Source organism: Bradyrhizobium monzae (assembly GCF_021458635.1).
In the GTDB taxonomy this organism is placed as follows: Bacteria; Pseudomonadota; Alphaproteobacteria; order Rhizobiales; family Xanthobacteraceae; genus Bradyrhizobium.
The window spans coordinates 929281-942388 of record NZ_JAIRDQ010000001.1; the positions used below are offsets into that span (position 1 = coordinate 929281).

10 protein-coding genes are annotated in these 13108 nt (G+C 64.5%); 7 read left to right on the plus strand and 3 right to left on the minus strand.

Annotated elements, in window-relative coordinates:
* Window positions 1-11: 11 nt before the first annotated feature.
* The gene (locus tag K3F49_RS04585) at window positions 12-497 is read left to right on the plus strand and encodes a nucleoside deaminase (RefSeq protein WP_234679703.1); all 486 of its coding nucleotides are present in this window, start codon (window positions 12-14) and stop codon (window positions 495-497) included.
* 185 nt (window positions 498-682) lie between these two features.
* Here the strand turns inward: K3F49_RS04585 and K3F49_RS04590 are convergent, their stop codons facing one another.
* Entirely contained in the window at window positions 683-1789 is a 1107-nt protein-coding gene (locus tag K3F49_RS04590; RefSeq protein WP_234679704.1) for a hypothetical protein, read from the minus strand.
* 571 nt (window positions 1790-2360) lie between these two features.
* Between K3F49_RS04590 and K3F49_RS04595 the strand changes: the two genes are divergently transcribed.
* The 4 genes from K3F49_RS04595 to K3F49_RS04610 all read left to right on the plus strand — a co-directional run bounded on the left by K3F49_RS04595 (window position 2361) and on the right by K3F49_RS04610 (window position 7067).
* Entirely contained in the window at window positions 2361-3932 is a 1572-nt protein-coding gene (locus tag K3F49_RS04595) for an ABC transporter ATP-binding protein (RefSeq protein ID WP_234679705.1), read from the plus strand.
* On the plus strand, window positions 3916-5007 hold the full coding sequence (locus tag K3F49_RS04600; RefSeq protein ID WP_234679706.1) for an ABC transporter permease: 1092 nt from the start codon (window positions 3916-3918) through the stop codon (window positions 5005-5007). The genes K3F49_RS04595 and K3F49_RS04600 overlap by 17 nt, the downstream gene beginning before the upstream one ends.
* Window positions 4994-5911 carry an ABC transporter permease gene (locus K3F49_RS04605; protein WP_234679707.1) on the plus strand — a complete coding sequence of 306 codons (918 nt, stop codon included), beginning with the start codon at window positions 4994-4996 and terminating at the stop codon, window positions 5909-5911. Before K3F49_RS04600 ends, K3F49_RS04605 begins: the two co-directional genes overlap by 14 nt.
* Before the next feature lie 79 nt (window positions 5912-5990).
* Entirely contained in the window at window positions 5991-7067 is a 1077-nt protein-coding gene (locus K3F49_RS04610; protein WP_234679708.1) for a BMP family ABC transporter substrate-binding protein, read from the plus strand.
* A 100-nt stretch (window positions 7068-7167) separates the two neighbouring features.
* On the opposite strand, the gene K3F49_RS04615 is transcribed toward K3F49_RS04610, so the two are convergent.
* Window positions 7168-8517, minus strand: a complete 1350-nt coding sequence (locus K3F49_RS04615) for an 8-oxoguanine deaminase (protein WP_234679709.1) — start codon at window positions 8515-8517, stop codon at window positions 7168-7170.
* A 153-nt stretch (window positions 8518-8670) separates the two neighbouring features.
* On the opposite strand from K3F49_RS04615, the gene K3F49_RS04620 reads away from it, so the two are divergent.
* Together K3F49_RS04620 and K3F49_RS04625 are read left to right on the plus strand one after the other, a co-directional pair.
* The gene (locus K3F49_RS04620; protein ID WP_234679710.1) at window positions 8671-9498 is read left to right on the plus strand and encodes an FAD binding domain-containing protein; all 828 of its coding nucleotides are present in this window, start codon (window positions 8671-8673) and stop codon (window positions 9496-9498) included.
* Window positions 9495-12221 (plus strand): molybdopterin-dependent oxidoreductase, encoded by a 2727-nt coding sequence (locus K3F49_RS04625; RefSeq protein WP_234679711.1) that lies wholly within the window; start codon window positions 9495-9497, stop codon window positions 12219-12221. Before K3F49_RS04620 ends, K3F49_RS04625 begins: the two co-directional genes overlap by 4 nt.
* Here K3F49_RS04625 and uraD read toward each other — a convergent pair.
* A complete protein-coding gene (gene uraD, locus K3F49_RS04630; protein WP_234679712.1) occupies window positions 12218-13105 on the minus strand; it encodes a 2-oxo-4-hydroxy-4-carboxy-5-ureidoimidazoline decarboxylase in 888 nt (295 codons plus the stop codon). The two genes, K3F49_RS04625 and uraD, sit on opposite strands and share 4 nt — an antisense overlap.
* Window positions 13106-13108 lie beyond the last annotated feature (3 nt).

The following is a 13108-nucleotide window of genomic DNA, read 5'->3' on the forward strand; positions in this document are numbered from 1 at the left end:
GCGGAGGCGGGATGGACGGCGCAAGCGAACGCGACGAATACTTTTTGCGCTTGTCCCTCGCGGTCGCGCGCCGTTCCCTCACGCACGGCAATCATCCCTTCGGCTGCATCGTCGTCGATGCCGACGGCAAGGTGCTGATCGAGACCGAGAACGGCTATATGCCGGATCACGACGGCACCGCGCATGCCGAGCGTCTGGCCGCCACGGAAGCGTGCCGCACGCTCAGCCGCGAGGTGCTGGCGACGGCGACGCTCTATTCCTCGGCCGAGCCCTGCGCGATGTGCGCCGGCGCGATCTACTGGGCCGGCATCGGCCGCGTGGTCTACGGCCTCAGCGAGCACCGCCTGCGCGCCGTCACCGGCAATCATCCGGAGAACCCAACGCTCGACCTGCCCTGTCGTGAGGTGTTTGCGAGCGGCCAGCGGCCGACAGAGGTGCTTGGTCCGCTGCTCGAAGACGAAGCCGAAGCGCTGCACGACGGCGTGTGGACGAAGTAGGTATCCAGCAAACAGTACAAGGGTGGGCAAAGGCGCCCTTGCGCCGTGCCCACCATCTGACTTCAACATCAGTAGAAGTCGTGGGCACGCTTCGCTTTGCCCACCCTTGTATTAGCGCGATTCTCTCCCCAAACACGAATGGCGCTACGCATCGCTGCGCAGCGCCACTCGAGCCCTGTAACCGATCAGAACTTCACAGTGATACCACCGTACACCGTGGACTCGGTGCAGCTCTTGGTGCTCTGGCCGGTCGCGGCGATCGTGCAGACCCCGGGCATGGCGTTGTGGTCGAGGCCGAACTTGTTCTGCCAGTAGCGATAGGCAACCCAGAGATCGACGAAGTGCGAGTACTTGTCACCCCAGGCCGCCTTCGAAGCGTCGAAGGTCAGACGGATTGGTTCGCTGTTCAGCTCGGTCTTCGAGGCGGTCGAGAACCGGCCGATGCCCGAGAGCGCAGGAAGGCCATTCGAGTCGCCCTTCGGCCCGTACCAGCCGGCGCGGCCGCTGATCGACCAGAACTGCATGTTCGGCGGCAGGAAGCCGAGGTCCATGTAGTAGTTGATTTCGACGGCCCAGGTCGGGTTGTAGCTGACATTGCCATCGGAGTTACAGGTAACGCCCGCGACGCCCGCACCGAACAGACCGCACTGGGTGAAGGCGTTGTGGTTCTGGAATTCCCAGTACATCAACGGAGCGACGTTGACATAGCCCTTGTAGGGCAGATCGAAGGCGAACTGAAGACCGGCGACGACGTCACGCTTGGCGGGCGCGAGGAAGGTGTTCTCGGTGTTGGCGTCCATACCGACTTCGAACGAGATGTTGTGCAACGGACCCATCGTGAAGGTCTTGGTGTTGAACAACTCATTCCAGCCGAGGGTCGAGCGGAACAGGCCGTAAATCTCGGTCGCGCCGGCGCAGTCGGCGGCGGCGCCGGTGATCGTTACGCCCGGTGCGGTACAGGGCGAAGCAGGGTCGTTGTGCCCCGACTTGAACATCGAGATGGTGAAGAAGTTGGTGCCGTAGGCCCAGAGGTCGAAGTGGGTGAAGGAGTAGACCTGCTTGGCGGTGGTGCCGTTGATGCTGCCGTTGGGATTGACGCTCCACATGCCGGGATCGGTGCCCTTCGGCATCCAGGAGAACGACACGCGGTTGTCGATCACCAGGAAGAACGGGAGGTCAGGCGCCTTCTTGGCCGCCTTGACCTGCATATCCGCCGCGTGAGCCCAGCCACCGATGGCCAGCGTAGCAAGTGACAGCGCCGTTGCTGCAATTGCCTTGAAACGAAACGACATCCTGAATACCCCCAAGCTTGGACACGTGAAAATGAATGTCCCTTGGGTGCGACACTTGCGCCGAAGTCCTGAGGTGAGAAGCCTCAACTTTTTTCAAGGCATGCCGCTTGTTTCGGCAGCGCGCCGCGTTTCACTGCGGAATGTTGGAGAGTTTGATGCCGCACCATCAGCGGCCGGCAACAATGTCTTGCCGAACATTCCCGTTTGATTCTGTTTGCATTTTGCGTCGACGCGACAACCCAAGCGTGGCTGTCGACGACGGCCGTCGTGGTCACGACGAAATGCATACGAGCGATGGCGCGACTTTGCTCAACTTCACGTCAAGCCTGCATAGTGGGTTCCGATTTGGCTTGAACCGTCACAAATTTGCAACAGCCGCCGCGTGCAGCGCGCGGCCGCAGGAGCCATGCAAGCGCTGTTGGGAACGCCTGGCGCCTGGAAACGACCGCGACTCGCGTGACCGGCCTCCTGCCGCAGCGTTGAGCAAGGGATGACGCATTTTCACACCTTACGCGGCGGTTCAAACTAGCCCACTATTGAGGCACTTCATCCCACGCAAGCGTACCAGCGAATGTTAGATTCGACGCCTAACGACCTGCATTCCGGCGAGTCACCGTTGCTTCAAACGGTGGGGCTCACCAAACGCTATGGGGATTTCCTCGCCAACGATTCCATCGACATCGACATCTGGCCGAAGGAAATCCACGCCTTGCTCGGCGAGAACGGCGCCGGCAAGTCGACCTTGGTGAAGGCGATCTATGGGCTGATCCAGCCCTCTGCCGGCGAGCTCCGCTGGCAGGGCGATCGAATCGTGTTGTCCGGCCCCTCGGAAGCGCGCAGCCGCGGCATCGGCATGGTGTTCCAGCACTTCTCGCTATTCGACAATCTCACCGTGGCCGAGAATGTCGCCCTCGGTCTCGATGGCAAGGAATCCTTCAAGGACATGTCGGCGCGGCTGGAGCAGGTGTCGAAGACCTATGGCCTGCCGCTCGATCCCAAGCGCGAGGTCTGGCAACTGTCCGTCGGCGAACGCCAGCGCATCGAGATCGTCCGCGCGCTGATGCAAGACCCGAAATTCCTGATCCTGGACGAGCCGACTGCGGTGCTGACGCCACAGGAGGCCGACCAGCTCTTCATCGTGCTGGAGCGGCTCAAGGCCGAAGGCCGCGCCATCCTCTACATCAGCCACAAGCTCGAGGAGGTGAAGCGGCTCTGCGATACCGCCACCATCCTGCGCGGCGGCAAGAAGATCCAGACCTGCAATCCTCGGCTCGAGACCGCCGCCTCGCTCGCACGCATGATGGTCGGCGGCGAGATCAAGCAAGTGAAGGCGGCCGCAGGCCGGCAGACCACCATACCACGGCTGGTCGTCAACGATCTTTCGCTCGCCCCCGACGAGGCGCACGGCGTGCGGCTCGAGCACATCTCCTTCGAGCTGAAGGGCGGCGAAATCCTCGGCATCGCCGGCGTGGCCGGCAACGGCCAGGACGAGTTGTTCGCCGCGCTGTCCGGCGAGCGGCTGTCGAAGGACCCCGGCACGGTGGTGATCGAAGGCATCGCCGCTGGCCACCTCTCGATCACCAAGCGGCGCAAGCTCGGCGCCGCCTTCGTGCCGGAGGAGCGGCTCGGCCACGGTACCGCCCCGCGCATGAAGCTGTCGGAGAATGCCCTGCTCACCGGACACGCCGCCAGCGGCATGGTCAATCATGGATTCATCGACACCGCCGCCACGCTAAAGACCGTGGACAAGGCGACCGAGACTTTCGACGTACGCAAGGCCAAGCGCGATCCGGAAGCAGCATCCCTCTCGGGCGGCAATCTGCAGAAATTCATCGTCGGCCGCGAGATCCTGCGCAACCCGGCGGTGCTGGTGGTGAGCCAGCCGACCTGGGGCGTCGACGCGGGTGCTGCCGCCGTCATCCGCCAGGCGTTGCTTGATCTCGCAACCGCGGGCGCCGCAGTGCTGGTCACCAGCCAGGATCTCGACGAGCTCGCCGAAATCGCCGACCGTATCGCCGTGATGTTCCACGGTCGTCTGTCGGAGCCGCTCGCCACGCGCGACGCAACGCGCGAAAAGCTCGGCCTGTTGATGGGCGGCAGCAGCCTGGAGCCGAAGGAGGCCGCGCATGCAGTTGGTGCTTGAGAAGCGCGCCGAGCGCTCCAACACGATCGCCCTGGTCTCGCCGCTGATCGCGATTGGCCTCACGATCGTGACCATGACCATCCTGTTCGCGATCCTCGGCAAGAATCCGCTGCTCGCCCTGCAAGCCTATTTCATCGCGCCCCTGACTGACGGCTATTCGCTGCAGGAGATCGCGGTGAAGGCGACACCGCTGGTGATGATCGCGATCGGGCTGTCGCTCTGCTATCTCGCCAACGCCTGGAACATCGGCGCAGAGGGGCAATTCCTGATCGGCGCCGTCGCCGGAAGCTGGCTCGCGGTGAAAACGCAAGGCACCGACGCCGGCGCCTGGGTGCTGCCGGCGATGCTCGTGCTGGCCGCAGCCGCGGGCGCGCTCTATGCGCTGATCCCGGCGATCTGCAAGGTGAAGTTCGGCGCCAGTGAAATCCTCACCAGCCTGATGCTGGTCTATGTCGCCGACCTCCTGCTCGACTACCTCGTCCGCGGTCCCTGGCGCGACCCGAACGGCTTCAACTTCCCGACCACGGCGGAGTTCGATTCCGTCGCAACGGTGCCGCTGCTGCTCGAGGGCGGCCGGCTGCATCTCGGCTCGATCATCGCCCTGCTCGTCGTTGCGGCGGCTGCGATCCTGCTTGGGCGAACCATCAAGGGATTCGAGATTCGCGTCGTCGGTGCCGCGCCGCGCGCGGCACGGTTCGGCGGCTTCAACGCCAATCAGTTGATCATCCTGACCTTCGCGGTGTCGGGCGCACTGGCCGGCCTCGCCGGCATCATCGAGGTCGCGGGTCCCGTCGGGCATCTCCAGCCCGGCATCTCGCCCGGCTACGGTTTCACCGCGATCATCGTCGCGTTCCTCGGCCGGTTGAATCCGATTGGAATATTAATTGCAGGCCTTTTTCTCGCACTGACCTTTATCGGCGGCGAGCAGGCGCAGATCGCAATGAAGATCCCGTTGGACGTCACCAAGGTCTTCCAGGGCATCCTGCTGTTCTACGTGCTCGCCTGCGATTCCCTCATTCTCTACCGCTTCAAGCTGGTCTTCCCGAACCGTCAGGTGGCCCGTGGAGCTGGTTGAAGCCATCATCCTGTCGGTGCTCGCCGCCTCGACGCCGCTCCTGATCGCGGCGACCGGCGAGCTCGTCACCGAGCGCGCCGGTGTGCTCAACCTCGGTGTCGAGGGCATGATGATCGTCGGTGCGGCCTGCGGCTTTGGCGGCGCATGGCTGACCGGCTCGATTCTGATCGGCGCACTGTTCGGCATCATCGCGGGAACACTGATGTCGCTGGTCTTCGCGCTGATGGCGCTGGGCCTCGCCGTCAACCAGGTTGCAACCGGCTTGGCGCTGACTATCCTCGGCGTCGGCTTGTCTGGCCTGATCGGGGCCGGCTTCGTCGGCGAGCGCATCACGCCGGCGGCCCATCTCAACATTCCCGGCCTCACCGACATTCCGCTGGTCGGCCGCGTGCTGTTCGGCGAGGACGCCTTCGTCTATTTCTCCATCGCACTCATCATCGGCGTCTGGTGGTTCCTGTACCGTACGCGCGCGGGATTGATCCTGCGTGCCTGCGGCGACAACCATGTCTCCGCGCATGCGCTCGGCTATCCCGTGCTGCGCATTCGCACCCTCGCCGTGATGTTTGGCGGCGCCTGCGCTGGCCTCGCCGGCGCCTATCTGCCGCTCGCCTATACCCCGTTCTTCATTCCCGGCATGACTGCCGGCCGCGGCTGGATCGCGCTGGCGCTGGTCGTGTTCGCATCCTGGCGTCCGGGCCGGCTGGTGATCGGCGCCTATCTGTTCGGCGCAGTGACGATCCTGCAACTGCATGCGCAAGGCTGGGGTGTCGGCATTCCCTCGCAATTCATGTCGGCGCTGCCGTATCTCGCGACCGTCATCGTGCTGGTTCTGCTCTCCCGCGCGCGTACCGGCGGCTCGACCGCGCCGGCCGCGCTCGGCACCGTGTTCGTACCTGACCGCTAGTGTGTTGATTTCCGTGACGTGCGCGATGGGGCGCACACGTCGCGGATCGTGGCTTTCCCCTGATGTTTGGAGATTGATGATGAGGAAATCACTTCTTGCGCTGGCTGCCGGCCTTCTGCTTGCCGGGAGCGTCAGCGCAGCGTCCGCCGCCGACAAGCTGAAAGTTGGCTTCATCTACCTCGGCCCGATCGGCGATCTCGGTTGGACCTATCAGCACGAGCTGGCGCGCCAGGCGCTGGTGAAAGAACTCGGCGACAAGATCGAGACCACCTATCTCGAAAACGTGCCGGAGGGTCCCGACGCCGAGCGCGCCATCGAGCAGCTGGTGCGCGCCGGCAACAAGCTGATCTTCACGACGTCGTTCGGTTACATGGACCCGACGCTGAAGGTCGCCAAGAAATATCCGAACGTGCATTTCGAGCACGCCACCGGCTACAAGCGCGACAAGAACATGTCGACCTATTCGTCGAAATGGTATCAGGGCCGCTACATTCAAGGCCTGATCGCGGCCAAGATGTCGAAGTCCGGCGTGCTCGGCTATATCGGCTCGTTCCCGATTCCGGAGGTCGTCTCCGGCATCAACGCGACGATGATCGCGGCGCAGACCATCAACCCGAACATCAAGGTCAAGATCATCTGGGCCAACACCTGGTTCGATCCGGGCAAGGAGGCCGACGCCGCCAAGGCGCTGATCGACCAGGGCGCCGACGTCATCATGCAGCACACGGATTCGCCCGCGGCGATGCAGATCGCCAGCGAACGCGGCAAGCTCGCCTTCGGCCAGGACTCCGAGATGATCAAGTTCGGGCCCAAGACCCAGCTGACCTCGATCCTCGACACTTGGGGCCCCTACTACATCGAACGCGTCAAGGCCGAGCTCGACGGCACCTGGAAGTCCGAGGACAGCTGGGGCGGTCTCGACAGCCACATGTTCGCGATGGCGCCTTATACCAACATGCCTGACGACGTGAAGAAGATCGCCGAGGATGCCCAGGCGGCAATCACCGCGGGCAAGCTGCACCCGTTCAAATGCCCGGTGATTGGGCAGGACGGCAAGGAGATCGAGTGCAAGGGCGGCGCCAATCTCGCCGACGGCCAGATCCTCGGCATGAATTTCTACGTCAAGGGCATCGACGACAAGCTGCCGGGCAAGTAGCACGCTTCTTGCATTACCTAAATCACCTGCTCCTCCCGGAGGAGGTTCGGAGGGGGTGGCCAGAAGCACCCGGCACTTGTGGTCGCCCCCTCTTTCTATTTTACCCCGCGTGAATCGCCCGCGCTGCGGAACTGTGCCGGCGGATGAGGTCCGGAACGTCGAGTCCCGGGATCGCGCCGTCCACCACGGCCCAATTCCCCGCCACCATCACCCGATCAGCCCGATGCGCCCCGCACAGCACCAGCGCGGCCAGGGGATCGCCATGACCGGAGAAGCGCAGCTCGTCCAGCCTGAACAGCGCGAGGTCGGCGGCCTTGCCAACCGCGATCTCACCGAGCTCGGGACGGCCGACACACGCCGCCGAGCCCCTGGTGGCCCAGCGCAGCGCATCCTTGTGGCTGACCTTGGTCACGCCGTAGCGAGCCCGTTGCAGCAGGAACGCGGCACGCACCTCCTGCATCAGATTCGATCCATCGTTGGAGGCCGAGCCGTCGACGCCGAGCCCGATGCCAACGCCGGCCTCTTCCATCTCGCACACTGGACAGCAGCCCGAGGCCAGCAATTGATTGCTGCACGCACAATGACTGATGGTCGTCTTCGCCTTGCCGAGGCGCTTCATCTCGTCGGCATTGAAGAAGATGCCATGTGCGAGCCAAGTCCGCGCATTAAGCCAGCCGCATTGCTCGAGATAATCGAGCGGACGGCAGCCAAACATCTGCTGGCAGAATCTGTTCTCGTCCTCGGTCTCGGCGAGATGGGTGTGCAGGCGCACGTCGAGCTTGTCGGCGAGATCGGCGGTGGCGCGCATCAGCGACGTCGTCACCGAGAACGGCGAGCACGGCGCCAGCGCAATCTGCACCATCGCATCGGCACCGCGCTGGTGATGCTTTGCCACGCCGCGCGCGCTGTCGGCGAGGATGGTGTCCTCGTCCTGCACGACGCTGTCCGGCGGCAAGCCGCCATCGCGCTGCGACAGGTTCATCGAGCCGCGCGTCAGCAGCACGCGCATGCCGAGACGCCTTGCGACGCCGACCTCGATGTCGACGGACTCTTCGAGCCCCGCCGGGAAGACATAATGATGATCGGTCGTGGTGGTGCAACCCGACAACAGCAGCTCGGACATCGCAACGGTGACGCCGAGCTCGAGCGCCTCCGGCGTCAGCCTCGCCCACACCGGATAGAGCGCCTGCAGCCAGGGAAACAGCTCGCGGTCCATCGCCGCGGGCAGCGCCCGCGTCAGCGTCTGATAGAAATGATGATGGGTGTTGATCAGGCCCGGCAGCACGGCGTGTGCGCTCGCATCGAACACCGTGACATCGGCGGTCGCCGGCGTGCGGCCGGCCGGCACGAGTTCAACGATACGGCCATCTTTAACGACAATGCCGCGCCCGGCACCGTCGGCGAGGATGGCCAGCGGATCCCTGATCCAGATCGGCTTTGCGTCGCTCATGATCCCGTTTCTCCTCGCCTTCGTTAACAAATGGCCTGCAAGGCAAGGGCCATCCCGAGAGCGTTATTGCTGCGACTTGTTGTTGCCACTTGGCGCTGGTCTTGCAAGACTTTCCCTTAGGCAAATTCACCCGGCGTAGGCGTTGTCGCAGCCATGGACTTGAATACCATCACAGCGGTCGCTCATCCGCAAACGCGCGCCCAATTGCTCGCTTGGACGCCAGGTGATGCTTGGCTCGCGGGCGGCACGTGGCTGTTCTCGGAGCCGCAAGTCCACCTTACGCGGCTGATCGATCTCACCGATCTGAAATGGCCGGCGCTGGCGATCACGGAGGGCCATCTCAGCATCGCCGCCACCTGCACGATCTCGCAACTCGATGCGCTCAGCTGCCCGGCCGACTGGCTCGCAGCACCGCTGATCGGCCAATGCTGCCGCGCCTTTCTCGCCTCCTTCAAGATCTGGAAGACGGCGACGGTGGGTGGCAATCTCTGCATGTCGCTGCCGGCAGGACCTATGATCTCGCTCACCGCAGCGCTCGACGGCATCTGCACGATCTGGAAAGCCGGCGGCGGCGAGCAGAGGATTCCCGTCGCCGAATTCGTCACGGGCAACCAGCGCAACCGACTGTCGCCGCGCGACCTGCTGCGGCAGATCGACATTCCACTTGCCGCGCTGAAGCGTCGCTCTGCGTTTCGCCAGATCTCGCTCGCGCCGGTCGGTCGCTCCGCCGCCCTCCTGATCGGAAGCCTTGACGACGCCGGCGGGCTGAAGCTGACCGTGACCGCATCGACCGTGCGCCCTATCCAATTGTCGTTTCCAAAGCCGCCCGACGCGAGCGCGCTTCGCACAGCCATCACCGAGGAGATCACCGACGATCTCTATCACACCGACATTCATGGCAAGCCGCTCTGGCGCAAGCACATGACGCTGCGGCTCGCAGAGGAGATCCGCGCCGAACTCCTGGGTGCAACGCCGCCATGAGCTTCGAGGTCAATGGCACGAACTTTCCGCAAACGCCGCGTGCCGGCCAGTGCCTGCGCACGTTCCTGCGCGAGCTTGGCCATTTCGGGGTGAAGAAGGGCTGCGACGCCGGCGACTGCGGCGCTTGCACCGTACTGCTCGACGGCGAGCCCGTGCATAGCTGCCTGATCCCCGCGTTTCGCGCGGAGGGGCACGCGATCACGACGATCGAAGGGCTCGGCGGCGAACATGGCGCGCACCCGATGCAGCAGGCCTTCCTGGACGCGCAGGGATTCCAGTGCGGCTTCTGCACGGCCGGCATGATCCTCACCTGCGCCTCGCTGAACCAGGCGCAGCGGACCGACCTCGGCGCCGCGCTGAAGGGCAATATCTGCCGCTGCACCGGCTATCGCGCGATCGAGGATGCGATCCACGGCAAGACCAATGTCGAGGCGACCGTCGAGGCCGGCGGCGCGTTCGGCCGCAGCCTGCCGGCGCCCGCGGGCCCGGACGTCGTCCGCGGCACGGCGCGCTATACGTTCGACACGGCAATCGACAATCTGCTGCATATCAAGCTGCTGCGCTCGCCGCATGCGCACGCAAGAATCGTCGCGATCGACCGATCGGCGGCGATGGCCGTGCCCGGCGTGCACGCGGTCCTGACGCATGAGGATGCGCCTTCGGTGCTGTTCTCGACGGCGCGGCACGAGAAGGACTGGATGGACCCTGAGGACACCCGCATCCTCGACGACGTCGTTCGATTCATCGGCCAGAAGGTCGCCGCCATCGTCGCCGAGAGCGAAGGCGCTGCCGAGGAGGCCTGCCGCCGGCTGAAGGTTGATTACGAGATTGTGCCCGCGCTGATCGATCCAGAGCAGGCCATGATGCCGGGCGCGCCGCTCGTGCATCCCGATCGGTCCAGCGCGAACCGCGTTGCCGACGCGCAGCGCAATCTCGTCGCGGAGACGCATGGTGAGTTTGGCGATGTCGCCTCCGCACTCGCCACATCGGCCGTCACCTTTGAAGCCACCTTTCACAGTCACCGGGTGCAGCACGCGGCGCTGGAGACCCATGGCGGCCTTGCCTGGCTCGACGATGCAGGCGTGCTCAACGTCCGCACCTCGACACAGGTGCCGTTCCTGACCCGGCGCGCGCTCGCGGACATCTTCCAGCTTCCCATGGACAAGGTCCGCGTGTTCTGCGAGCGCGTCGGCGGCGGCTTTGGCGGCAAGCAGGAAATGTTCGTCGAGGACATTCTGGCACTCGCCGCGCTGAAGACCGGCAGGCCGGTCAAGCTCGAGCTCACCCGTGAGGAACAGTTCATCGCGACCTCGACGCGGCACCCGATGCGGGTCCAGATCAAGGCCGGCGCCGATGCCGACGGCAGGCTCACCGCGCTGCAGCTCGACGTGCTCTCCAATACAGGCGCTTACGGCAATCACGGCGGCCCCGTGATGTTCCACGCACTTTCGGAGTCCATCGCGGTCTACAATTGCCCGAACAAGCGGGTCGACGGCTTCGTCGTCTACACAAATACGGTGCCGGCCGGCGCATTTCGCGGTTACGGCCTGCCGCAGACATTGATCGCGGTGGAGGCTGCGATCGACGAGCTCGCCAGGCAACTCGGCATCAGCCCTTACGAGATGCGCCGCCGCAATATCGTCAGGCTCGGCGATCCCATGCTGTCGCCGCCCGAATCCGACTATCACGACGTGCTCTACGGCTCCTACGGGCTCGACCAGTGCATCGACCTCGTCGAGCGCGCCATGCAAGCGGATACTCCCCAGCCTGCGCTGTCGCCGGAATGGCTGACCGGCGATGGCGTCGCGCTGACCATGATCGACACGGTGCCGCCCGCCGGCCACATCGCCGATGCCATGATCGCGCTCAACGATGACGGCGGCTTCGATCTCACCGTCGGCACCGCCGAGTTCGGCAACGGCACCAGCACCGTGCACCGGCAGATCGCTGCAACGGTGCTCGCAACCACCGTCGACAGAATCCGCCTGCGCCAATCCGACACGGCCCATGGCGGCCACGACACCGGCGCCTATGGCAGCACCGGCACGTTCGTGGCCGGCAAGGCGACGCAGGCCGCCGCCGTTCAGCTTGCGACCGAATTGAAGGCGGCCGCCGCCAACGCATGGCTTTGCGATGCCGGGACTTGCGCGATCGAGGGTGAATTCGTCGTCAGCGGCGTGCGGCGAATGTCCTTTACCGAGTTGGCGACGCTCGCGCGCGAGACGGGTCGTCCGCTCGTGGCGTACGGCAATTCCGAGGGCACGCCGAGATCCGTCGGCTTCAACGTGCAGGGCTTCCGCATTGCCGTGAACAAGGGAACCGGCGAGATCAGGATTCTCAGGAGCGTGCAGGCCGCCGATGCGGGCGTCGTCGCCAACCCCATGCAGTGCCGCGGCCAGATTGAGGGCGGCGTTGCGCAGGCCCTCGGTGCGGCGCTCTACGAGGAGATGGTGATCGATGCGAATGGCCGCGTCACCAATCCCAAATTCCGCGACTACCATCTGCCGTCCTTCGCGGACGTGCCGCGCACCGAGGTGCTGTTCGCCGAGACATCCGACACGATCGGACCGCTGGGTGCGAAGTCGATGAGCGAGAGCCCGTACAATCCAGTTGCTGCCGCACTCGGCAATGCAATCGCGGATGCCACCGGCATCCGCTTCACCGCACCACCCTTCAAGCCGGACCGGCTGTTTCCGGCGCTGCACGACAAGTTCGGCGATTAACTGCCGCGGTAGGTCGAATAGCTCCAGGGCGTCACCAGCAGCGGCACGTGATAGTGGCTCTCCGGTTCGCTGATCGCGAAGCGCAGCGGAATCTCGTCCAGGAACGGCGGATCGGGGAGTTGCACGTTGCGCTCGGAATAATATTTGGCGACGCTGAACCGGAGCTCGTAGCGGCCGATCGGCAGCGGGCGGCCACCGATCAGCGGTTGGTCGGTACGGCCGTCGGCGTTGGTGGCAGTGCGTGCGATGACGCGGTTCTCGCCGAGCACGGCGAGCTCGACCAGCTCCACCGCGATTCCCGCCGCGGGCTTACCGGCGTGATTGTCCAGCACATGGGTCGAGAGACGGCCGTGAACTTTCAGTTTATCCTCGGCGATCACCAGCTGATCGAGCCGCAGCGCCGAGATGCGACCGATCTCCTCGATCGCGCGACGCGTCTCGGTCTTGGCAATGTTGCGCAACCGCGTCTCGAAATCGCTTAGCACGGAATCCTTGGTGTGACGGCGCACGCAGACGATGTAGGGGATTCCGAACTTTTCGCGGTAGGCGCTGTTGACGCGTTCGAACGCCGAATATTCGGCCTCCGACAGCCGGTCAAGGCCGGCGCTGTTCTGCTCGTCGGTCGATTCCGCCGTCAGGCCCGCTGCGCGCTGGGTTTTGTTGGCAAGATCGGGATGCGCGCGGATCAGCGCCATCTGCACATCGGGTTCGGCAGCCTGTATCGCCGCCATCAGCGCAGCATGAAGCTGGTTGATGCCGGCAAACGGCCGCTGCACCGCGAGTTGCTCGGCGATCCAGGGCGAATATTCGACGACATTGGCGAGCGCGGCGACGAAGTCGGCCTGGCTTGCAGCGTTGAGAGCAGCGAGCGAGATTTGGGTCATCGT

What these genes read in the sequence shown, in the direction of transcription:
- K3F49_RS04585 (WP_234679703.1), top strand. Translation starts at nt 12, where the DNA reads ATGGACGGCGCAAGCGAACGCGACGAATACTTTTTGCGCTTGTCCCTC.
- K3F49_RS04590 (WP_234679704.1), bottom strand. Translation starts at nt 1,789, where the DNA reads ATGTCGTTTCGTTTCAAGGCAATTGCAGCAACGGCGCTGTCACTTGCT.
- K3F49_RS04595 (WP_234679705.1), top strand. Translation starts at nt 2,361, where the DNA reads ATGTTAGATTCGACGCCTAACGACCTGCATTCCGGCGAGTCACCGTTG.
- K3F49_RS04600 (WP_234679706.1), top strand. Translation starts at nt 3,916, where the DNA reads ATGCAGTTGGTGCTTGAGAAGCGCGCCGAGCGCTCCAACACGATCGCC.
- K3F49_RS04610 (WP_234679708.1), top strand. Translation starts at nt 5,991, where the DNA reads ATGAGGAAATCACTTCTTGCGCTGGCTGCCGGCCTTCTGCTTGCCGGG.
- K3F49_RS04615 (WP_234679709.1), bottom strand. Translation starts at nt 8,517, where the DNA reads ATGAGCGACGCAAAGCCGATCTGGATCAGGGATCCGCTGGCCATCCTC.
- K3F49_RS04620 (WP_234679710.1), top strand. Translation starts at nt 8,671, where the DNA reads ATGGACTTGAATACCATCACAGCGGTCGCTCATCCGCAAACGCGCGCC.
- K3F49_RS04625 (WP_234679711.1), top strand. Translation starts at nt 9,495, where the DNA reads ATGAGCTTCGAGGTCAATGGCACGAACTTTCCGCAAACGCCGCGTGCC.
- uraD (WP_234679712.1), bottom strand. Translation starts at nt 13,105, where the DNA reads ATGACCCAAATCTCGCTCGCTGCTCTCAACGCTGCAAGCCAGGCCGAC.